Source organism: Embleya hyalina, assembly GCF_003967355.1.
GTDB lineage: Bacteria > Actinomycetota > Actinomycetes > Streptomycetales > Streptomycetaceae > Embleya > Embleya hyalina.
In genome coordinates this window covers 163,096-184,252 of sequence record NZ_BIFH01000018.1, presented here as the reverse complement: position 1 = coordinate 184,252, position 21,157 = coordinate 163,096, and the positions used below count along the sequence as shown (strand labels likewise).

Annotated in this window: 21 protein-coding genes; 7 read left to right on the top strand and 14 right to left on the bottom strand. The window is 72.2% G+C overall.

Annotation, left to right across the window (positions count from 1 at the left end; genetic code table 11):
- Positions 1-52: 52 nt before the first annotated feature.
- The 10 genes from EMA17_RS16470 to EMA17_RS16425 all read right to left on the bottom strand — a co-directional run bounded on the left by EMA17_RS16470 (position 53) and on the right by EMA17_RS16425 (position 11,584).
- The gene (locus tag EMA17_RS16470) at positions 53-1,945 is read right to left on the bottom strand and encodes a hypothetical protein (RefSeq protein WP_126637771.1); all 1,893 of its coding nucleotides are present in this window, start codon (positions 1,943-1,945) and stop codon (positions 53-55) included.
- 124 nt (positions 1,946-2,069) lie between these two features.
- Positions 2,070-3,428 carry an MFS transporter gene (locus tag EMA17_RS16465; RefSeq protein ID WP_126637770.1) on the bottom strand — a complete coding sequence of 453 codons (1,359 nt, stop codon included), beginning with the start codon at positions 3,426-3,428 and terminating at the stop codon, positions 2,070-2,072.
- Entirely contained in the window at positions 3,425-4,708 is a 1,284-nt protein-coding gene (locus tag EMA17_RS16460; RefSeq protein WP_246126708.1) for an ATP-grasp domain-containing protein, read from the bottom strand. The genes EMA17_RS16465 and EMA17_RS16460 overlap by 4 nt, the downstream gene beginning before the upstream one ends.
- Positions 4,705-5,883: a DegT/DnrJ/EryC1/StrS family aminotransferase gene (locus EMA17_RS16455; protein WP_126637769.1), complete on the bottom strand. Its 1,179-nt coding sequence runs from the start codon at positions 5,881-5,883 to the stop codon at positions 4,705-4,707. Before EMA17_RS16455 ends, EMA17_RS16460 begins: the two co-directional genes overlap by 4 nt.
- Entirely contained in the window at positions 5,880-7,046 is a 1,167-nt protein-coding gene (blsG, locus tag EMA17_RS16450) for an arginine 2,3-aminomutase (RefSeq protein WP_126637768.1), read from the bottom strand. The genes EMA17_RS16455 and blsG overlap by 4 nt, the downstream gene beginning before the upstream one ends.
- 155 nt (positions 7,047-7,201) lie before the next feature.
- Positions 7,202-8,179 (bottom strand): CGA synthase-related protein, encoded by a 978-nt coding sequence (gene blsF, locus EMA17_RS16445; RefSeq protein WP_126637767.1) that lies wholly within the window; start codon positions 8,177-8,179, stop codon positions 7,202-7,204.
- The gene (gene blsE / locus EMA17_RS16440) at positions 8,167-9,156 is read right to left on the bottom strand and encodes a cytosylglucuronate decarboxylase (protein ID WP_126637766.1); all 990 of its coding nucleotides are present in this window, start codon (positions 9,154-9,156) and stop codon (positions 8,167-8,169) included. Before blsE ends, blsF begins: the two co-directional genes overlap by 13 nt.
- Before the next feature lie 76 nt (positions 9,157-9,232).
- On the bottom strand, positions 9,233-10,444 hold the full coding sequence (locus EMA17_RS16435) for a hydroxymethylcytosylglucuronate/cytosylglucuronate synthase (protein ID WP_126637765.1): 1,212 nt from the start codon (positions 10,442-10,444) through the stop codon (positions 9,233-9,235).
- A 175-nt stretch (positions 10,445-10,619) separates the two neighbouring features.
- Positions 10,620-10,868 carry an SCO4226 family nickel-binding protein gene (locus EMA17_RS16430; protein WP_126637764.1) on the bottom strand — a complete coding sequence of 83 codons (249 nt, stop codon included), beginning with the start codon at positions 10,866-10,868 and terminating at the stop codon, positions 10,620-10,622.
- Between the two features lie 218 nt (positions 10,869-11,086).
- Positions 11,087-11,584, bottom strand: a complete 498-nt coding sequence (locus EMA17_RS16425) for an Asp23/Gls24 family envelope stress response protein (RefSeq protein ID WP_126637763.1) — start codon at positions 11,582-11,584, stop codon at positions 11,087-11,089.
- Positions 11,585-11,804: 220 nt separating this feature from the next.
- Between EMA17_RS16425 and EMA17_RS16420 the strand changes: the two genes are divergently transcribed.
- The 3 genes from EMA17_RS16420 to EMA17_RS16410 all read left to right on the top strand — a co-directional run bounded on the left by EMA17_RS16420 (position 11,805) and on the right by EMA17_RS16410 (position 14,673).
- On the top strand, positions 11,805-12,248 hold the full coding sequence (locus EMA17_RS16420; RefSeq protein WP_126637762.1) for an NUDIX hydrolase: 444 nt from the start codon (positions 11,805-11,807) through the stop codon (positions 12,246-12,248).
- Positions 12,249-12,358: 110 nt separating this feature from the next.
- Positions 12,359-13,750 carry an FAD-dependent oxidoreductase gene (locus tag EMA17_RS16415; RefSeq protein ID WP_126637761.1) on the top strand — a complete coding sequence of 464 codons (1,392 nt, stop codon included), beginning with the start codon at positions 12,359-12,361 and terminating at the stop codon, positions 13,748-13,750.
- Between the two features lie 83 nt (positions 13,751-13,833).
- Positions 13,834-14,673 (top strand): class I SAM-dependent methyltransferase, encoded by an 840-nt coding sequence (locus EMA17_RS16410; RefSeq protein WP_246126706.1) that lies wholly within the window; start codon positions 13,834-13,836, stop codon positions 14,671-14,673.
- 134 nt (positions 14,674-14,807) lie between these two features.
- On the opposite strand, the gene EMA17_RS16405 is transcribed toward EMA17_RS16410, so the two are convergent.
- A complete protein-coding gene (locus EMA17_RS16405) occupies positions 14,808-15,650 on the bottom strand; it encodes a sigma-70 family RNA polymerase sigma factor (RefSeq protein WP_126637760.1) in 843 nt (280 codons plus the stop codon).
- A 414-nt stretch (positions 15,651-16,064) separates the two neighbouring features.
- Between EMA17_RS16405 and EMA17_RS16400 the strand changes: the two genes are divergently transcribed.
- From EMA17_RS16400 to EMA17_RS16385, 4 genes are all read left to right on the top strand, one after another.
- Complete coding sequence (locus EMA17_RS16400) at positions 16,065-16,235, top strand: hydrophobic protein (protein ID WP_126637759.1); 171 nt, start codon at positions 16,065-16,067, stop codon at positions 16,233-16,235.
- Between the two features lie 302 nt (positions 16,236-16,537).
- Complete coding sequence (locus EMA17_RS16395) at positions 16,538-16,822, top strand: DUF6479 family protein (protein WP_126637758.1); 285 nt, start codon at positions 16,538-16,540, stop codon at positions 16,820-16,822.
- A 59-nt stretch (positions 16,823-16,881) separates the two neighbouring features.
- Positions 16,882-17,322 carry a response regulator gene (locus EMA17_RS16390; RefSeq protein ID WP_246126705.1) on the top strand — a complete coding sequence of 147 codons (441 nt, stop codon included), beginning with the start codon at positions 16,882-16,884 and terminating at the stop codon, positions 17,320-17,322.
- Positions 17,323-17,400: 78 nt separating this feature from the next.
- The gene (locus EMA17_RS16385; RefSeq protein ID WP_126637756.1) at positions 17,401-17,961 is read left to right on the top strand and encodes a type 1 glutamine amidotransferase domain-containing protein; all 561 of its coding nucleotides are present in this window, start codon (positions 17,401-17,403) and stop codon (positions 17,959-17,961) included.
- A 53-nt stretch (positions 17,962-18,014) separates the two neighbouring features.
- On the opposite strand, the gene EMA17_RS16380 is transcribed toward EMA17_RS16385, so the two are convergent.
- The 3 genes from EMA17_RS16380 to EMA17_RS16370 all read right to left on the bottom strand — a co-directional run bounded on the left by EMA17_RS16380 (position 18,015) and on the right by EMA17_RS16370 (position 21,125).
- Positions 18,015-18,338 (bottom strand): plasmid stabilization protein, encoded by a 324-nt coding sequence (locus tag EMA17_RS16380; protein WP_126637755.1) that lies wholly within the window; start codon positions 18,336-18,338, stop codon positions 18,015-18,017.
- A gap of 97 nt (positions 18,339-18,435) precedes the next feature.
- On the bottom strand, positions 18,436-19,596 hold the full coding sequence (locus tag EMA17_RS16375; protein WP_246126704.1) for an ATP-binding protein: 1,161 nt from the start codon (positions 19,594-19,596) through the stop codon (positions 18,436-18,438).
- Between the two features lie 311 nt (positions 19,597-19,907).
- The gene (locus EMA17_RS16370; protein ID WP_126637753.1) at positions 19,908-21,125 is read right to left on the bottom strand and encodes an MFS transporter; all 1,218 of its coding nucleotides are present in this window, start codon (positions 21,123-21,125) and stop codon (positions 19,908-19,910) included.
- Between the last annotated feature and the right edge of the window lie 32 nt (positions 21,126-21,157).

The following is a 21,157-nucleotide window of genomic DNA, read 5'->3' as shown; positions in this document are numbered from 1 at the left end:
GACATCCGTCCTTTGCGGTGACGAGGGAAGGGGGTTCGGGGCCGGCGGATGCTCAGGCCCGGCGCGGCACGACCCCGAAGTGGCGGCGTGCCGTGGAGACGGCGAGGTCCTGCACGGCGAAGACCGTGAAGTAGTAGGCCTGCGGCGCGGTTTCGGCGGCGAACCGGACCCGGAAGGCGACGTCCCGGGGTCGGTCGTCCACGGCCCGGACCCGGACGGTGGCCGGTTCCACGGTCGTGTCCTCCCGCAGGTACGTGGGCACGAACAGGCCCAGTCGTACCGGTCCCGGCCGGGCGGCCGTGAGCACCGCGCGCACCTCCAACACCCCGCCCTGCGCGACCTCGTCCGCCGCGTACGCCAGCAGGGACGGGGCCTCGGGCACCCGGAAGGTGACGTCGCCGCACCGCATGCAGACCGCACAGATCGTGTCCGAGACGTGCGGGAGCAGTCCGCGCCGGGTGAATTCCTGGGCGGGGCGCCCGCAGTGGCAGGTCGTCTCGTGCACCTGCGGGTCGAGCGAGCTGCGGTCGCCGAAGTGTGCGGGGTAGCTCATGATCTCGTTCTCGGGGTTCGCCGCGACCTGTTCGGTGATCACGTGGTCCAGCGACTGGAGGTCGGCCGTGAGCGAGGAGCGGATCTCCTCGGGCGACTGGTCGGCGAGATGCGTCGGCCGGGCGAGCCACAGGTCCACCTTGCGCGCGAGTTTGACCAGCCTCGGGCGCAACGCGTGGTTGTGCGGAAGCAGTTCCGAGGTGAGCAGGGTGGTGAGACGTCGTCCGACGGTGAGTACGAGCGGGTCGGGGCGGTGCTCGGAAGGGGTCGGCGCGGGCATGTCCCGGGGGGTACGGGGCAATCCGAAGCGCATGAACGCCGGGTAGGGGTGCGATCCGGCGAGGCCGGCGTTCAGGGTGTCCACGGAGTCCGCGCCGGCCAGGGCCGCGCGCATCCACGCCACGTTCTCCGGCCGGTCGGAGTCGTGTACGGAGACGGCGGAGACGACCGTGCGGGCGGGTCCGTCCAGGGCGTTGAGGAGCAGTTGATACCGGGGGTCGTACAGCGCGAGGTCGGCGAGTGGGCCACTGTTGCAGGCGCTGAGCACCACCTCGGCCGCCTCCACGCGGTTGAGCGGGACCAGCTTGTCCTCGGGCTTGTAGCAGGGCAGTCCGTACGCGCAGCGCGGCCCGAGCGATCCGGCCCGGGCCGGGACGGCCGCGTTCAGGCCGCAGATCGTGAACTCGCCGAGGTTCACGCTGTCGTCCTTGCCGTGTCCCTGGAACGCCACCCGCTGCCAGCGCGTGCCCAGGATCTCGGCCTGGATGTCCGCCCGTTCGAAGTCGCGGTCGTCGAACACCCGGACCCCGGACGGGTGCGGCGGGCGGTCGGTGTCGGTGAACAGGCCGATCGCGTCGACCCCGGCGGCCGGTGTCGAGGTGTACTGCTTGGCCACGTTCCAGGCCACCGAGGCCGCGTCGCGTCCGCTCAGCAGGGTCAGGCCGGGCTCACGACCGCGATAGGTGGTCAGCAGCAGGCCGCGGATCGGATCCAGCCTGAGCCGGTCGTAGCAGCCGACGAGCAGCAGCGTCCCGGGGTGCCGACGCCGGAACGCCTCGGCCGTGCCGCAGAGTTCGTGCTCGGTCACCCAGGTGCGGGCGAGCGGGCGGGCGAGCGCGGGCAAACCCTCGGGCAGGTCCTCCGCCCCGAGCAGGATGCCGACGTCCAGGGGCTCGGGAAGGGCGATCCCGGCGTACAGGCGCGAGGCCAGGTCGACGGCGTGCACCAGATCCGGGCGTCGCGCGCACGCCACGGGTACGGGGGTGTGCGCGGGCGCGGCCAGGAACTCGGCCACCGCCCGGGGCAGTCGGTCGACGTCGACCACGGTGAACAGCGCGCCGGCGGGCGTCGGATCCGGGCGGTCGGGTGCTGCGGCGGCAACGGGAGCGTTCATGACGGGTGACCTCGTGTGTGATGTGGGTTGGCCCGGTCGGACACGGGACGAACCGGATGGGGCGGACGGGACTCGGCGGACGGTGGACGGTGATCGCGGGGCCGGGGCGGTCGAGGCGGGGTGGTCACGTCGCGCACCGCGCCCGGAGCGCGGTGTCGGGTGCGAGCAACCCGCGCCCCGCGAAGGCCAGTCCCGCCCCGGCCAGGGCCACGCCGAACGCGACCGTGAACACGCCGCGTGGGCCGATCGGGTCCATCAGCAGACCACCGACCTGTTGCCCCACCGCGTCCCCCAGGACCGTTGCCAGTGACGCCCACGTGAACGCCTGTGCGAGCAGGCGCCGATCCGCGAGGGCGCCGACGAGGGTCATCTCGCCGGCCGACACCAGGGCCATCGGCATGCTCCCGACGACCAGGGCGATGCCCAGGGTCACCGGGGACGTGGTGGGCACGGTCAGCCCCGTACCGATCGCGTAGGCCAGGACCAGCCGGGGGAAGCGCACATGCATCGCGACTCGCGACGGGGCGCGTCCCAGCCAGAGCGCGCCCAGTGCGCTGCCGACCCCCCAGCAGGCGTAGACGACTCCCGTGCCGTCGCTCGATCCGTGCGCGGACACCGACGCCGGGATGGCGAGCGTCATCAGGCCGATCGGGACGGCGCTCGCCGCCATCACGCCCATCAGCACGAGCATCGAGGGATCGCGCAGGGGGTGGCGCGGCGCGGCGCGGGCGTCGACCCCCTGCGGGTCGGGCTCGGTCGCCGCCTCCGGGTTCGTGGGCACCCGCACGCAGGCCAGTCCGAGGGCTCCCGCGCCGCCGACGACGGCGACGACGGTCAGTGCCGTCGCGGCGGATCCGCACACCATCAGGGCGGCGAGCATCAGCGGTGCGCCGATCACCAGGACCTCGGTGAGCAGGGCCTCCCAGAGATAGGCGGTCTCCCGTTGCGCGTCGTCGAGCGGCATGCGCGCCCACAGCGCCCGCATGCACGCGTTCGTCGGCGGCAGCGCGATGCCCGAGGCGACGGCCAGGACGGGTTGCGCCCAGGAGCCGGGCCGGGTGGCCCACACCAGGGCGGCGAGCGTGGCCGGATAGGCGAGGCCGGTCACGATCAGCACGCCTCGGCGGCCGTCGCGGTCGAGCAGCCGGGCGATCAGCGGGCTGCCGAGGGCCATGCCGACCGTGTACAGCGCGGCGATCAGCCCGGCCTGCGGGTAACTCCCGCCCTGCTCGCGGATCGTCAGCACCATGGCCAGCGACATCAGGTAGACGGGCAGCCTGGCCACGACGCTCCACCAGGCCACCCCGGCGACGCCGGGGCGGGTGAGCAGGGCACGGAAGCGCGTGAACAGCCCGCCGCCGGTCCCGGCGGCCGCCGCCGGTGGCGGGTTCGCGGCGACCGGGCCCGGGGAGACGACCGTGCCGACGTCCGCCTCGGCCTCGGGTTCGGCCTCGGTGTCCTCCCGACGCGGAGCGGCGGTCATCCGGACACCGGATCGGGTTCGCGGACCGGGGCCACCTCGATCGTGAAGGCGTCCAGGATCGCCCGCATGCGCTGTTCGACCTGCCCGATCGACTCGCCCACGACGTGGACGTGTCCCGAGGCGTTGTGCGAGGCGCGGCGGGCCGTCACCGTGTCGCCGACCCCGGCCCGCACGACCGCGTCGACCACGCCCGGCAGGCGCAGGAGTTCGTCCGCCGAGGTGACCCGGCGTACCGTTCCCGAGCCGGGCAGGGGCAGCAGCAGATCGCCGGCGCACCGGCGTTCGCGGTAGTCCAGGCGGGGGCGGCGTCCCAGGTACACGTCCAGCGTGGCCGCGAAGACGTCGAATCCGTAGGCGTGTCCGTGGTTGGCGGGGATCTCGCAGCCGGCCGGCCGGATCCCGATCTCGCCGGCGTAGACCTGCCCGTCGACCACGAAGAACTCCATGTGGGCGTATCCGTGGTCGATGCCCATACCGGTGACGATGCGCTGGAGCAGGGCCGGCAGGTCCACGGCCGGGCCCTCGTCCGTGCCGACGCTGATGTTGGCGTTCATCGCGCCGTCGACGATGGCCAGCGGGCGGAACGGCATCGCGCTGGGCCAGGCGCTCAGCACCTCGCCGTCGTGGATGAGCCCGCACACCTCCCATTCGGTGCCGCCGAGGTACTGCTCGACCATGAAGTCCCGGGCGGCGAGGTCGATGTCCCGCACCGCGTCCCGGCCGCGCAGCAGGTGGGTGTCGACGCAGGCGAACGAGTCCACCGGCTTGAGGACCAGCGGCCAGCCGTGTTCGGCGGCGAACCGCTCCACGTCCGCCGCCGACCGCACTCGATCGAACGCGGCCGTGCGCAGGCCCAGTTCGCGGAACCGTCGCTTCATCGCGGCCTTGTCGCGCACCCAGGCCACCTGGTGTTCGCCGAGGTGGGGCAGCCCGGCCAGGGCGGCGAAGCGCTGTGCGACGTGCTGACGCGGCTCGGAGGGGTTGCAGAACCGGGTGGGGGCCGCGGGCAGTTCGGCGGCCCACTCCCGGTAGCGCCGGGCCTCCTCCGCCAGGGGTACCCCTTCGCGAACCCAGAACGCCGGCAGGTGCGCGGTCTCGCTCAGGTAGTCCTCGCACAGGTCGCCACGAAACTCGGCGAACCGCAGCAGGACCAGGTCCTCGGGCAACGCCCGCGCCGCGTAGCGGGTGAAGGAGGAGGCGCGGTCGTCCACCATCAGCAGCGCGGGCCGCGAGTCCGCCGGCACCGGGGACGGGCCCGCGGGCGCCCACCCCGTGTTCACACCGCCTCCAGCACGCGTCGGATCGCCTTGACCGCGGCGACCTGTTCCGCCTCCGGCAACTCCGGCGCCAGCGGTACGCACAGCGTGCGGTCCAACCGGTCGCGGGTGCGGGCGAATCCGTCGTGGCTGAGCATGAGCGAGCCTTCGGGGGCGTGGTTCCACGGGAAGCCGTCGGCGTAGAGCGAGCGGCGGCCGGTGAGTACCGGATGCTCCGGCAACAGGTACTTGTTCAGCGTCCAGTTGGCGATGCCCTCGGCGGTCAGCGCGGCCACGGCGGCGTCGCGCAGGGCACGGTCGCGGCAGCGGAAGCGCAGGCTGACCTTCGCGTCGCCCGCCGCGCGCGGCCGTACCTCCAGGTCCGCACGGTCCGGCAGGTCCCGCATCGCGATGGCGTACATGCGCTCCAGCCCCTCGAGGAGTTCGTCGAGGTGGCGGAACTGCTGGCACTGGACCGCGGCGACCTGCTCGCCGGTGACGAAGTTCTCGCCATAGTGGGCGTCTTCGTTCCAGGTGGGATAGCGCCCGGGCACCCGCGCCGAGCCGTGGTCGTGGTAGCGGCGCATCGCCGCCCACGCCTGCGCGTCGCCGGTGGTCACCAACCCGCCCTCGCCCGAGGTGAGCACCTTGTTGTGATGGAAGCTGAAGGTCCCCGCGTAGCCCGCGGTCCCCACCGAGCGGCCGTCCGGGAAGCGGGCGCCGAGGGACTGGGCGCAGTCCTCGATGAGATACGGCACCCCCTCGGGCAGCGTGGCCACCGTGCCCTCCATGTGGGCCACGATCACCCGTTCGGCGTCGGACGGCAGCAGCGTGGGGTCCAGCGACAACGAGTCGTCGGCGTCGACCAGTACCGGGATCAGCCCGCAGGACAACACCGCGCCGGCCACCGCCACGAACGTGACGGCCGGCATGTACACCCGGTCGCCGACGCGCGGGCGGGTGGCGATCAGCGCGAGCCGCAACGCCTCGGTGCAGTTGTGCACGGCCAACGTGTGGGCGACACCCAGGCGTTCGCAGGTGACCCGCTCCAACCGCGAGGCCATGCTCTCGGTTTCGGTCTGGTAGCGGAACAAGACCTGCTGGTCGATCACCTCCCGCAGCTCCGTCATGTCGGACCAGTCGAGCCAGTTCGCGCCGTAGGGCAGGAAACGTTGTCCCAGTCGCTTGTCCAGGGTCATCGCGCGTCGGCCTCCGTGATCGGGTACACCGCGTTGTCGACGAGCATTTCCTCACCCTTGTGGTTGCGCAGGCGCAGGCCGTCGGGGGTGACGGTGAAGTAGGGCCGCGCGATGGGGATCTTGCCGAGGCGGGTGGTCAGCACGTACTGCGGCACCCCGAAGCCGGTGATGTGGCCCTGGAGGCCCTCCATGATCTCCCAGCCCTTGGCCACGGAGGTCATGAAGTGCGAGACGCCGGTGACGTTGTCGCAGTGGTACAGGTAGTACGGGCGGACCCGGATGCGCAGCAGTTCCGTCATCAGCGTGCGCATGGTCGCGACGTCGTCGTTGATCCCGCGCAGCAGCACGGTCTGGTTCCCGACCGGGATCCCGTGGCGCAACATGCGGTCCACCGCCGCGCTCGCCTCCGGGGTGATCTCCTTGGGGTGGTTGAAGTGGGTGTTGACCCACACCGGGTGATGGCGGGCCAGCATCTCGCACAGGTCGTCGGTGATGCGCTGCGGCAACAACACCGGGAATCGACTGCCGATCCGGATGATCTCCACGCTCGGGATCGCCCGCAGTCCCGCGATGATCTCCTCGAGCTTGCCGTCCCGATAGGACAGCGGATCCCCGCCGGTCAGCAACACGTCCCGGATCTCGGGGTGTTCGGCGATGTAGCGCAGATCCTCGTCGAAGGACTCGCCCTCGTCGTCGCGGAAGTAGGTGCCGTTGACGTCGGTGGTGTGGAACTTGCGCGTGCAGTGCCGGCAGTACACCGGGCACGCCTCCGTGACCAGCAGGATGACCCGGTCGGGATACTTGTGCACGACGCGGTTCGTCTTGCGGTAGTACGTGTCGCCGACGGGGTCGACCTCCGCACCGGAGAACTCGACCAGTTCGCCCCCGGCGGGCACGGCCTGTTGTCGCACGGGACACTGCGGGTCGTCGGGATCCATCAGCGAGGCGTAGTAGGGCGTGACGCTCCAGCGATACCGCCCGGCCACCCCGGCGATCGCCTGCTCCTCCTCGGGGCTGAGGTTGATCCACTGCCGGGCCTTGTCGACGTTGGTGATGCGTCGACGCATGTGCCAGTGCCAGTCGTTCCAGTCCGAGTCGGGGACATCGGGGCGCACGATCGTGGGGGCGGCCTGGGTGTCGGTGTCGAGAGGGGTGGCGGACATGGCGGCTCCAGGGTTGACGGACCTTCGGCGACGCGAGGGGTTCGGTCGGGGCGCGCGGGGCGGAGCCCGGTCGGGTGGTGCCGGCGCGGACGCTCAGCGGGGGCGGTGCGGCCGGGCGGAGACCCGGCCGAAAGCCCGACCGGGTCGCGGGATGCTCACAGCGGTGCGAGGGCGAGTTGGCGGAGTGTGCGGGCGACGCGTTGCGCGCCGCGCAGATCGTCCGGTTCGGGGTCGAGTACATCCCACGGCACGGCGTCGTCGGACGATTCCCATACGGAGTCGTGCTCGGGATCGTCGACGAGCGGAATCGGTACCAACCGCCGCACTCGCGCGTCGAGATCGCGCTGGGCATCACCCAGTGCCGGCAGGAAGGCGAGCGGTGCCCGCCGGACCCGGGCCAGACCGACGGCACCCAACGTCGGTGCGGCCAGGAAGACTTCGGCCTCGGCGTGCAGCGCGTCCACGTCCACGTCGACCGCGCGACTCACCCGCACCCGCTGGGCGTCGCCCAGGCCCGCCAGCGCGGCGCGGATCGGCTTCAGCCGCGTATCGCAGACCACGTCGCACCGGCCGGTCCGGCGCAGCGCCGCGCGAACCAGCGCGGGCAGCGTCTCGGCGGCGAAGGTGTCCGCCTCGGCGGCCGGCACCCCCCACGCCGACAACAGCAGCAGGGTTCCGCCGCGTTGTCGCCGGCGCGCCGACCGGGCGGGCCCGAGCAGGCCGGTGGGCCGGGCCTCGGTGGCCCCGGGCACGGGGTCGGGCAACCATCCGGGCCGGTGGACCCGATGCAGCGCACCGGCGACGCGGGCGGGCGGGTCGCTCGGGTGCCGGTGACCGGACGTCAGGTGCACGACCGGCACGCCGGACGCGCGGAGTCGGCCCGTGGCGTCCTCGTCGTCGCAGACCAACACCACGTCCGGCGGCGGCTCGTCGGGCGCCTCCCGGACCGGCCTCAGGTCGCCGAGATGGGCGGCGATCCGGCGCCGGGCGAGCAGCGAGTCCAGATGCTCGTCGCGGGAGACCAGGAGGATCCGCCGCGCGGACTCGGCAGGCGGCGGGGCGGGGCCCGGTCCGGGGTCCTCGGCGGCCGTCCGTCGCGCGTCGGCCCCTTCCCGGGGAGTCAGTACCGCCATGCCGTCACCGTCCCCAACCGGGCGACGTCGTCGCTGTAGCCGGCCGCCGTGGTGGAACAGCCGTTGCACACCAGGGGCCCGCGTTCGCGATAGAAGTCGGCGTGCTCGCGGAACGCCGGCGTGTCCAGGTCGATCACCCCGGCCTCGCGCAGCGGCGCGCCGCCGGGCCCGTCGTCCCCTTCGCGATGCGGGATGCAGCTGCACGCGTACATCCGCCCGTACTTGCCGTCGATGTAGATGACGTCGTCGGCGACGTGGCACTGCGGCAGCGACGCGCGCGGGGTGACGGACTCGGCGAAGTAGCGTTCCTGTTCCGCCGGTTCGTCCCCGTAGAAGCGTTTGCCCATCGGCACGAGCAGCACGTTCGGGTCCGCGCCGTAGACGCGGTCGCCGACGCGGCGCACGTCGTCGGGGTCGGGGTAGGTGATGCTGCGGTCCAGTTTCAGCGCGGACAGCTCCCACTGTCGCACTCCGGCCCGCGTCAACACCTCCTGGAGCAACGGCATTTCGTGGTAGTTGTGCGGTCCGACCACGGTGTTGACCCGGGGCAGGACGCCGAGGTCGGCGGCGGCGCGCAGTCCGCGCAGCCCGCTGTCGAACATGCCGGGCGAACGGCGGTAGACGTCGTGGGTCGCGGCGGACGCCCCGTCGAGGCTGACGATCACCTGGGCCAGGCCGGCCTCGGCCAGCCGCTCGGCCATCCTGGGCAACATCGAGCCGTTGGTGATCAGGGACATCTTCATGCCGGCCGCCGTGCCCGAGCGCACCAGGTCCACCACGTCCGGGTGCATGAGTGGTTCGCCGCCGGTGAAGCGCACGTAGGCCACGCCGGCCGCGCGGGCTTTCGGCAGCAGTTCGGCGAAGTCCTCGCGCGAAAAGCGAAATGTGTCGCGCGACAATGCGAAGTCGCACATGAAACAGTCGGCGTTGCAGGCTTCCAGAATCCGGATGAACAGATAACGATGACGCTCACGCACGGGGGACCCCTTCGGGCCGGTCGGAGGCGGGGCGGACATGGGTGTGGCGGGGAGCGATGATCGGGGCGAGTGGTGGTCAGGCGGCGCGGGGTACGTCCGGCAGCAGCGCGAGCAGGGCGTCGGCCACTTCCGCGGCCCCGTCGACACCGACGGTCGCGGTCAGCGCGCCCCAGTCGGCGACCTCGGCGGCGGCGCGCAGCGCGGTCAGGATGTCGTCGCGCAGCACGACCGCCGTGCCCCGGCCCGCCGTGTCCGCGGCCGCCGCGGCGATTCCGGCGTAGATGCGTTCCAGGGCGTGGTCCTCGCCGCGGGTGCGCAGCGACAGCGCCTCCTCCTCGGCGAACACCGCCTTGGGCCAGGTGATTCGGGTCTTCGTACCGATCGCGCGGCTGTGGAAACGCCCGTTGAAGATCTGGCTGAGGTTCTGCGGCGGCAGGCACAGGGTGGGGACGTGCCGTCGGCCGGCTTCGAGGAGGGTGGTCAGGCCCGGGGAGGTCAGCAGCACGTCGCAGTCGGCGAGCCGATCCAGGAACGCGCCGTGTGCGAGCGCGCCCGTGGTCACGTGTGGCGGGGTGATCGACGCGTCCACCAGGCGTCCGGCGAGGTCGGCGGGCAGGTTCCCGGCGAGGTGCACCTCGCGCACCCCGTGGGCGGCGAGTGCTTCCAGGACCGCGGGGACGACGATGCGCGGGTAGGCCGTGCAATCGACGAGCCGAGGTGCGCGCAGGCCGCCGAGACTGACCAGTGCGGAGCGGTGGGCGCGGCCGGCGGCGGAGGCCGTCCTTTCGGCGCGGGCCGAGGTGCCGACGATGGCGCCGACCCAGCGCAGCGCTCGCACCGATGCCAGCACGTCGCGGCATTCGGCGGGCAGTTCGACGCACTTCTGCGCGCAGTAGACCGTCGCCTCCAGGGGCAGCGCCGCCCGGTCCCCCTCGCCCCACATGAACGGCAGGCTGTCCACGAACACGGTGGGTACGCCGGCCGCCTCCGTCGCCTTCGCGACGACACCGTCCAGGACGACGACCGCGGCCGCCGCCGCTTCCGCGCCGCTGATGGCGGTGACGGCTTCGGGTAGGTCCTCGGCGTCGTCCGGCAGGTCGTACCAGCGCTCGATGGCGTGTTCGGCCAACACGGGCCGGCCGAGCCCGGAGGCCAAGCCGACGAACCGTAGCGGCACGGCCGTGCGTTTGCGCAGGGCCGTCAGGATCGCGCCGAGTTTTCCCGAGCTGCCCCAGCCGAATTCCGCTCCGGAGACGATTACGGTTCGTGTACTGGAATCAGTGCGCAATTGAATCCGTCTCGACTTCCCGGTCGGCGGGTTGGCAACATCAATCTAGGTCGCCATCCCGGAACCATGCAACCGGTTTGTCGGTATTCGCCCGTATGCACGAATCAACGAATGATATTTCTATCGGAATTCAATGACCCGAGAATACGGAGCGCTTATCTGAGAATCGGCACCACTACACCGTGACCGGGACCGGGTGGATCTTGTCCGCCGGGTGGCCGGTGCGTTCGTGGACGCGTCGCACCGCGTCGGCCGTGGGGGCCTCCGACAGGCAGTACACCGTGCCGGACTCCGGGTCGGCCCACGCCTGCTTGAAGTGCACGCCCTCCTCTGCCTCGATCGCCAGGTCGGCCCGGTGGGCCGCTGCCAGTTGTTCGCCGGTGATGCCGGTCATGCCGGTGTGGACATCCATGAAGGTCGCCATCGCCGCACACCTCCTCGCGTCTCGGTGCGGCCGGCCCCCGAGTGCCCCGACCACTTCTCCATCGTCCACCCATGTCCGCGCCGATGCCCTCCGGCAGGCGCCTCGAGACACGTGAATCGACGTACGAGGCAGGCGGGATGCACGAGGTGGGCGCGTTGTGGACAGTGGCCTGAAGCGGGTGTGCCGTGCGGGGTGCGTACGGCGAACGGCGGGCGTGACTAGGCGACCCGGGTGGACGTGTGTTCGTCGTCGGGCAGGTGGATGTCGTCCACGGCCACGTTGACCTCGACCACTTCCAGGCCGGTCATGCGCTCGACCGTGGCGATGACGTTCCCGCGTACCGCCTGACCCAGTTCGGCGATCGGGACGCCGTACTCCACCACCAGGTTCAGATCGAGGGCGCACTGGCGCTCGCCGACCTCCACGCTCACCCCGTGCGCCACGTTCGGCCGACCTCCGGGTACCCGCTGCCGCACCGCGTCCAGGGCTCGCGCCACCGAGCCGCCCAGGGCGTGCACGCCCTCGATCTCCCGGGCGGCCATACCGGTTATCTTCGCGACCACGCCGTCGGCGATCGCGGTGCGACCGCGCGTTCCCGCGGCCGGCGGCCGGACCGTTCGCGGCGAGCGATCCGGCCCGCCAGGCGCGAGTTCCGCGCCGCCGGCGACCTCGGGCGCCACCGCCACCGTGTCCGTCACGTTCTTCGACTCGGGCATCACACGCGACCCTTCTTCCGCTACGGGCAGGGCTACGGCCGCGGTTCGGGCTTCGGTGCGTACCCGCCCCGCACAATTCCGTGACCGGCCGTCTGCCCGCCCCGGGCACACTCATTCCTGCCGTGCGCTCCGTTGGGGAACCGAGAACCCGGTGGTTCGGGTCGACCGCGGTACGACCTCGCAACCCGCGCCTCCGGACCCGGATGACAGAATTCGGTACATGACGCACCAGGATCGGACGGATTCCATACCCATTCTCGACCCGAACGGTCCGCTGATCGTCGTCGCGGCGGCCATCGTGCACGCGCGGCGTCTCATGGTGGTGAGCAAGAAGGCGGCGCCGGACCTGTTCTACCTGCCCGGCGGCAAACCCGACCCGGGCGAGAGCCCCCTGCAGACGCTGCGCCGCGAACTGGACGAGGAACTGGGCGCGCGACTCGTGGCACCGCGCTTCCTCGCCGACTTCGACTCCGTCGCCGCCCTGGAGGGGGTACCCATGCGACTCACCGTCTTCGAGACCCGCCTGGACCGCGACCCCGTGCCGGCCGCCGAACTGGCCGACCTGCGCTGGACGTCCGGCCGGGACGACCGGCTGCGCCTGGCCCCCGCGGTCACCGACCACATCCTCCCGCTGCTCCGCCACACCGGCGCCCTCGCGGCCTGACCGGCACGGATCCGAGCGGTCGCCCGCCCGTCGCGGCCCCGGTCCCCGAATTCGGTCGCATCGCGCCCGTGCCGCGTGCCACCGTGGCGGATCGACACGAGGGAGGTCCGATGGCATCGGTCATCATCTGCGGCGCCGGCGTGGTGGGTCTGACCACGGCCCTGTTGCTGGCCCGCGACGGGCACGAGGTGACCGTGTACGAGGGCGACCCATCCGTCCCGCCCGAGGACCCCGCACAGGCGTGGACCGCGTGGCGGCGTCCGGGCGTGGCGCAGTTTCGCCAACCGCACAACCTGCTGCCCCGGTTTCGGGGCGTACTCGCCGAGGAACTGCCCGATGTGATCGAGCGGCTCGTGGCGGCCGGCTGCTTCGAGGGCAGCGCGCTGCATCCGCTGCCGCCGAGCATCACCGACCACGCGCCCCGGCCCGAGGACGATCGTTTCCGTTTCCTCACCGGCCGACGCCCCGTCGTCGAGGCGGTGTTCGCGGCGGCCGCGGTCGCCGCCGGGATCCGCGTACATCGCGGCGTCCGGATCGCCGGCCTGCTCACCGGCGCACCGGTGCTCGCGGACACCACCCACGTGAGCGGCGTCCGCACCGCCGCCGGCGCGAAGGCGCACGCCGACCTGGTGATCGATGCCACGGGCCGCCGCACCCGCTCCGCGCGTTGGCTCGCCGACGTCGGCGCGCCGGAGCCGTCCGTCGACGCCGAGGACGGCGGATTCGCCTACTACACACGCTACTTCACCGGCCCGCGGCAGCCGGTGCGGCGCGGCGCGCCGTACACCGAGTACGACACGTTCGCCCTGCTGACCATTCCGGGCGACAACGACACCTGGTCCGTCACCGTCGTCACCACCTCGGGCGACGCGCCGCTCAAGGCGCTCCGCGATCCGGAGATCTTCACCCGGGTCGTCGCGGCCTGCCCGGCCCAGGCCCACTGGCTGGCCGGTACGCCCGTCACCGACATCGTGGTGATGGCCGGAATCCTCGACTGCCGCCGCCGGTTCGTGGTGGACGGCCGCCCGGTGGCCACCGGCTTCGCGGCCGTCGGCGACGCGTGGGCGTGTACCAACCCCACCGCCGCCCGCGGCCTCAGCGTCGGCCTGGTCCAGGCCCAACTGCTGCGCGACGTACTACGCGAACACGCCGACGCCCCGGCCGAGTTCCCCCTGGCCTGGGACGAGGCCACCGAACGTGTCGTCACCCCGTTCCACGACGACCAACTGATCGCCGACCGCGCCCGCGCCGCCGCGATGAACCCGGACCGCACCACCGAACCGCCCTCCACACCAAGCCCGTTCGGCGCGGCCGCGTTCCACGACGCCGACCTCTTCCGCGCCCTCCTGGAAACCGCCACCTGCCTGGCCCTCCCCCGGGACGTCCTCACCCGTCCGACCATCCGAACCAGACTCCGAACCCCTCACCCCGATCCCACCTCGCCCGATCCCACCCCTCGGCCCCTCACCCGCACCCACCTGCTCCGACTGCTCGCCGACTGACGCCGGCCGGGGACGTGCGAACCGCCGCCCGCGCGCCCTCGGCTCGCCACCCTTCGGCGGTGGGCCGCGTAGCATGTGCGGTCGTGGCCGACGACGCGAGGACGCGCCCGGATCGACGGCACCTCGGCGGGGTGTTCAACGAGGTGCCCGCGCTCTACGACCGTGTTCGGCCGGGCTATCCCGACGAACTGTTCGCGGATCTTGTCGCCGTCACCGGCCTGGACGACGCCTCGTCGGTCCTGGAGGTGGGCTGCGGCACCGGTCAGGCGACCCGTTCGCTCGCGGCGCTCGGATGCCCGATCACCGCCGTCGAGCCGGGCGTGGGCCTGGCCGCCCTCGCTCGCCGCCGGCTCGCCGCCTTCCGCGACGTCGACGTCGAGACGTCGACGTTCGAGGGGTGGGACGACCGCGGGCGTCGCTTCGACGTGCTCGTGGCCGCGTCGTCGTGGCACTGGGTCGACCCGGCGATCGTTTGGCGGCGGGCGTACGACGTGCTCGATCCCGGAGGCTGGGTGGCACTGCTCGACCACGTCGTCGTGCGCCGGCCCGAAGAGCCGGAGGTTTACGCCGAGACGGCCGATCTCCACGAGCGGTTCTCCCCCGGGAACCCCGACTGGGGCCATCCACCGTCGGAGGACGACGTGCGCGCCCGCGACGAGGGCTGGGGTCCGGTCGACGACTTGGGCGCGCTCTTCGAACCGGGGATCGTGCGCCGGTACCCCACCGTCCAATGGTTCGACGGGGACGGCTTCGCCGATCTCCTCCGCTCGACCTCGCCGTACCGCGGCCTCGACCACGACGTCCGCGAACCCCTGCTCGACGCCATCGCCGAACGCGTCCGCACCCGCATGGGAAACCGGGCGCCACGCCGCTACCTGACCGTCCTCCGCACCGGACGGCGCATCGCGCGAGGGAATATGTAGATCGGCCCCCGCGCACCACGGTCGCCGAACGCGAGTGCTCCCGGGCCCTGTCGGGCCGGGTCCGGGTCCGGATCCTCGTCGGCTCGGCCGACCCACTCCGGGAGTCGTACCGGGCGGTGCGCGTTTCGGCCTGCTCAGCCCTTCGCCCCGACGGCACACGCCGCCGGCGAGCCCGCCCCCGTCGGCCCGAGCATCCCCGCTCGCAAGGTGGTGAAGGCACGGCTCAGCAGGCGTGAGACGTGCATCTGGGACAGTCCCAGCCGGTCGCCGATCTCGGCCTGGGTGAGGTCGTCCCAAAAGCGCAGCTTGAGGATGCGGCGGTCGCGTTCGCCGAGTTCGGCGATCAGCGGGCGCAACGATTCGCGGTCGACGACCAGTTCCAGCGCGGGGTCGGGGCCGCCGTGCCGGTCGTATCCGGTGCCGCCGCCGTCGCCGCGCTCGGTCTCGGCGGCCGGGGTGTCGAGGGATTCGGTGCGCAGCGCCGCGCCCGTTTCCAGGCCCATGCGCACGGTGTCCCGGTCCAGGCCGAGGTGGCGGGCGAGTTCGGCGTGGTCGCAGTCGCGGCCCAGGCGGGCGCCGAGTTCGTCCCGGGCGCGGACCAGCCTCAGGTACAACTCCTGCTCGCCGCGGCACGCGTGCACGGCCCAGGTGTGGTCGCGGAAGTAGCGTTTGAGTTCGCCCGCGATGGTCGGGACGGCGTAGGCGAGGAATCCGGGGCCGCGACCGGGGCGGTAGCCGTCGACGGCCTTGATCAGTCCGATCGCGGCGACCTGGCGCAGGTCCTCGCGCAGGTCGGTGCGGCGGGTGTAGCGCGCACAGGCGTAGGCGACCAGGTTGAGGTTGTCCTCGACGATGTCGTTGCGCACTCGGGCGTACGCGTGGGTACCGGGTTCCAGGGTCGCGAGACGGGTGAGGTTGCGGTCGGTCTCGGCACGCAGACGCGCGAGGGCTTCGGCGTTGTTGCGGCGATCGGTCATCGCGAAACGGGCCTCCGAACGAGGATGCGACGGACGCCGGGGGCCCTGGGGCGGGTGGACGTCGAGCACGGCCCGGGGCGGGGCCACCCTGTGATCCCTTCCACCTCATGGCCCGCCCACACCCCGTCGGGGGAGCGGGCGGGCGACGCCCGGCGACACGGAACCGGCGGGAACGAGGCCCAGTACACGGGGCGCCATTCGGGGCGTCGCCGTATCACGCTGTCCGCCGTCCCGATGACACAGGGACATTTCCAGGGGAACACACGGTCGCCCGAACTTCGCGCCGACCCGCCGTGCGGAAATCCACGGGCATCGCGGGATTCACCGAGGCGGGCCGCAGTCGTCGGAAAAACCTGGCCGCCTTCGGGAATGGGTACCGGAGACCGGGGCACGCACGGAACGGAGGTGAAAACCATGATTCCCCTTCTCGTCGTCCTGCTTCTGGCCCTGATCCTTTTCGGCGCCGGATTCGCGCTCAAGGTGCTGTGGTGGGTCGCCGTGGCCGTCCTGGTCATCTGGCTGCTGGGCTTCCTCTTCCGCTCGACCGGCACCGGTGGGGGCAGAGGCCGCTGGTACCGCTGGTAACCCGAAATACGCGCCTCGACGGCGCGGCCTCCGGAAGGCGGGGCGACGGTGCGTTCGGATTCCGAGCATCGCACCGGCGTACCCGCCTTTCCCGGTTCTCCCACGCACCTCGGTATTCCCACGAACCTCGTGGGATTCCGGCGAGCCTCGTGGGCCGCGACACGCATTCCCCTCGGCGCGTATTCCCGTCGACCGAAGAGAATTCCCGTGGATTCGGCTCCGTGTTCCGTGCCGCGGCGCAGGCCCCGAAAAAATCACCGCCACACCCGGTGCCGACGCGAAGTCGGGGTAGCCGTGCGGGCATGACAGACGTGACGCCCCTTGCCGCGGTGGGCATCGCCGCCGTGCTCCTGCTCGCCGTCCTGCTCGTCATCCCGGTGGTGAGCGGTGTCCGCCGCAGGCGCCGCCCGCCGCCCCCGCCGCCGCACGGCGGGGTCCCCGGCGGCTCGACGACACCCGACGCCATCGGCGGGCGGGAACCCTCCGAGGTTCCTCGGGACGGCCGCCGGCGCGGCCCGCACGAGCAGCCCGGCTTCGGCAATCTCGGCACTCGCCCCGCCGACCCGCGCGAGGACGGCGGGGGCTGATGATCGGGTACCGGCCGGGACCCGGTTTGACCGGACCGGTCTCGGGCCAGACTTCGGGGGTGAACGAGCGTGGGGTGGCGATCGAGGTCCTGCTGGTCGAGGACGATCCCGGGGACGTGCTGCTGACGCGGGAGGCATTCGCGGACGGTGTCCCCAGTTCCCTGCACGTGGTGGGCGACGGCGTCGCGGCCCTGGACTTCCTGTACCGACGCGCGGGGTACGAGGACGCGCCCCGGCCGGACCTGATCCTGCTGGATCTGCAGTTGCCCCGGATGAGCGGCCGCGAGGTGCTCGAACACCTGAAGGCGGATGCCGACCTGCGGCGGATACCCGTGGTGGTGCTCGCCTCCTCGTCCGCCGAGGAGGACATCCTGCGCAGCTACGACCTGCACGCCAACGCGTATGTGACCAAGCCCGTGAACCTGGACGACTTCGTGGCGATCGTCCGCGGGGTCGACGACTTCTTCCGCTCGATCGTGCGCCTGCCCGACCAGGTGTGAACACGGGGCCGCGCACCACACGGCCGGCCGACGAGTCGGCGCCGTGACCGTGAACCGTGAATCGAAAGGCCCGGCACCATGACCGAGAACGACCTGTCCGACCGGCGCGTCCTGGCGATCGTCACCAACTACGGGGTCGAGCAGGACGAACTGGTCGTCCCCGTCCGGGAACTGCGCGCGTCCGGCGCGGAGGTGACCATCGCGGCGCCCTCGGCGGACCCGATCCGCACGCTCGTGAGCGACAAGGACCCGGGCGTGGCCGTGGAACCCACGCTCGTACTCACGGACGTGGACCCCGCCGGCTACGACCTGCTGCTCGTGCCCGGCGGCACGCTCAACGCCGACTCGCTGCGGCTGAACGACACCGCGCTCGCGATCGTCCGCTCCTTCACCACGTCCGGCCGCCCCGTGGCCGCCATCTGCCACGGTGCGTGGTTGCTGGTCGAGGCCGACGTCGTCCGCGACCGTACGCTCACCTCGTATCCCTCGGTCGCGACGGACATCCGCAACGCCGGCGGCCGTTGGCTCGACGAGTCGGTGGTCCGCGACGACACGGGCGGCTTCGTGATGATCACCTCACGCAACCCGGGCGACATCAAGGACTTCCTCGGACAGATCGAAACGATCCTCGGCGGGTGAACGACCGGCGGTGGCCGGCCGCGCCTTCGCGCGAAGGCGCGGCCGGGCGGCGGTCAGGTGCCGAGCGCCTGCCGGAGCTGCTTCTTGTTCATCGAGGAACGGCCTTTGATATTGCGGCGTCTGGCGTCCGCGTAGAGCTGGTCGTAGGTGGGCCCGGTGGACCCGGAGTGCGAATGTTCGCCACCTCGGCGACTCGCCGGCATGTCTTTCAGGGACGTGCGGCTCGCGGTCTTGGACTCGCCCGCCCGAGCACGTTCCTTGTTCACCGTGCGGGCCGCGATCTCCTCGGCGCGCTCGGTGGATTCACCGCGCTTCCTCGCGCTGTCCCTGATGTGCTCGTACTGCCGTTCCCGCTTGGGACTCGATCCCCTGGGCATGGCGCCCCTCCTGTCTCACCGAGTGAAAATCGGACGACACTGCCCGTACCCGGCCCGCCCGCGAGCATGCGACCCGGCGCGGCGGCCACGCGTCGTATCACCCCCCGCCGGAACGCCGGACGACGCGCTCGACGAGCCCGAGGGCGGCCTCGGGGTGCTCGCCCAGCCACCCGGCGAGCCGTTCCCGAACGGCCTCGCGGACGCAGGCGCACACCGGGGAGTTGCCCAGCACCGCACGGGTGGAGCCCTCGAACTCGGGGGCGTCCAGCTTCACCGACACGACCGCGGTCAGACCCACCCCGATCCGGTCCATGCCGAGGTCGGGGTCCGTCGCCGTCAGCAGCCCTCGCTCGCGCGCGTACGCGGTGAGCGCGGCGGTCAGCCCGTCGCGGAAGCCCTCCACGTGCGTGCCGCCGACGGTGGGCCGGCTGTTGGCGAAGCCGCGAACGCGCTCCTCGGTGGAGCCGCCCCAGCGCAGGGCCACCTCCAGCGTCCCCGCCATCCGCGAGTCCTCGCGCTCGACGTGGACGATGTCCGCGGCGGCGCGCACCGCCGCCGAATCGTCGAGAAACGCGACGAAGTCCCGTACCCCGCCCACGAACCGATACCGCACCGTCGCACCCTCGCCGGGACCCCGCCGATCCGTCAGCGAGATATCCAACTCCCGGTACAGGAAAGCCAGTTCCCGGAAGCGCTCGGCCAACCGGTCGAACGAGTACGCCGCGGTGGTGAAGATCTCGGCATCGGGCCGAAAGGTGATGGTGGTCCCGCTCCCGGTCGCCGCCCCCGACTCGGTGGGCGGGGTGACGGCCTCGCCCCGTTCGTACTCCAGTACCCAACGGGCCCCGTCCCGCCGCACCTCGGCCGTCAGCCGGCTCGACAGGGCGTTGACGATGGAGAGATCCGCGCCGTACGGCAGTGTCACGTCGCGACGGCCGATGGGCCGCGCCCCGACGGACATCCGGGTCAACCGGGCTTTCAGGCCGGGCTCCGCGACATCGCCCGCCGCGTCGACGGGAATGCCCGGCCCGTCGTCGGCGACGCACACGCCGCCGTCGGGCATGAGCGTGATGTCGACGGAGCCGCCGGTGCCGGCCAGGATTTCGTTCACCGCCCGGTCGGCGACCTCGTACACCATGTGCTCCAGGCCGCGTTCACCGGTCGAGCCGATGTACATCCCGGGCCGTTTCCGAACGGCTTCCGGCCACTCGAGCACCCGGATGCGGCTCGCGTCGTACGTGTTGGCGTCGTCGCTCACGATGTCCCCTTCGACAACTTCCGACAGGACACCCCAGCCTAGGCAAATCCCGGGAAAACACCAGGTCAGAGCCGGTATGCCAACCCCGCGAGCGGCCTGCTGAACGCCTCCCCGAAGACCTTGGCCCCAACCCTCGCGAACCATCCCCCGAACCCGCCCACGGGTGCGCCGGAGCCCCGCGCGATGCCGTTCTCGACACGCTCACGGTCACCGATTCCTTTTTCTGCCGGGCCCCTTCCACGCGGATGATCGGCGGCGTCCGCGAACTGCCCGGACGACCGGGGCCGTCGGTCGGCCGGGCGATGCGGGCGCTATGCGTGCTCGGCTGCTCGGCGCGGCGGAGGGAAGCCGGTACGGCGGGCGAGGGCGGTGGTCAGGACGGCTGCGGCGAGGAGGGCGGAGGCCGTCCACGGCAGGGCCTCGCTGCCGGCGCCGGCGAGGACGGTGCCGCCGAGGAGGGATCCGCCGGCCATGCCGATGTTCCAACCGGTGACCCACAACGAATTGGCGGTGTCGGGGTCCCGCGGTGCCGCCCGGACGCCCGCGGTCTGCATCAGGGTGGGGATGCCGCCGTGCGTCGCGCCCCACAGGAACGCGCCGAGCAGCACGGCCGCGGTGACGTCCGCGAACAACCCGAAAGCCGCCAGGCACAGCGTGGCCAGGGTCAGCAGGACGAGGGTCGCGGCGCGCAGCCGGCGGTCGGCGGTGAGGCCGGCGACCCAGACGCCGACCATCGAGCCGAGGCCGAAGACGAAGAGCACGGTGCCGGTGCCGACGCCCGGATCCGCCCGCTCCAGGAAGGGTGCGATGTAGGTGTAGAGCACGTAGAAGCCGAGGACCATCGCCATCGAGGCGGTGTTGATCGCGGCGACCCCGGGTGTCCTGATCGTGGCCGTCAGCCCTCCGCCGCGCCGCGCCCGCTCACCGGGCAGTTGCGGCAGCCACCGAAGTGCCGCGCCGAGCAGGGCCACGGCCGCCAGGGTGAGCAGGGCGAAGGTCCAGCGCCGGCCGATCAGGCCGCCGAGCGCGGTGCCGGCCGGGATACCGAGCGAGAGCCCGACGGTCATCCCGGCCAGCGCGGTGGCGATCGCCCTGCCGCTGCGCTCCGGGGCCAGTCGTGCGGCGTACGCGGGCACCATGGCCCACAGCAGTCCGGCGAACACCCCGGAGACCACACGGGCGCCGAGCGTCAGGGCGAACTCGCCGGACACCGCCGTCACCGCGTTGGTGCCGGCGAAGCCCAGGAGCAGCGCCACCAGCAGGGTGCGCCGCGGCACGATCAGCGTCCGGGCCGTCATCGGTATCGCGGTCAGCGCGGCGGCCAGCGCGTAGACCGTGACCAGCAGCCCGGCGCGGGCCTCGCTCACGTGCAGGTCGGCGCTCATGGCCGGCAGCACACCGGCCGGCAGGGCCTCGGTGAGGATCGTCACGAAGGTGGCGCCGGACAGCACGAGCAGCCCGCCGAGCGGCCATCGCGGCGTGCCCGGCACGGTGTCCGCGGCCGGGAGGGAATCGGTTGTCGAAGTCATGCCCGGACGGTAGAACCCTCACGTTTGCGTGA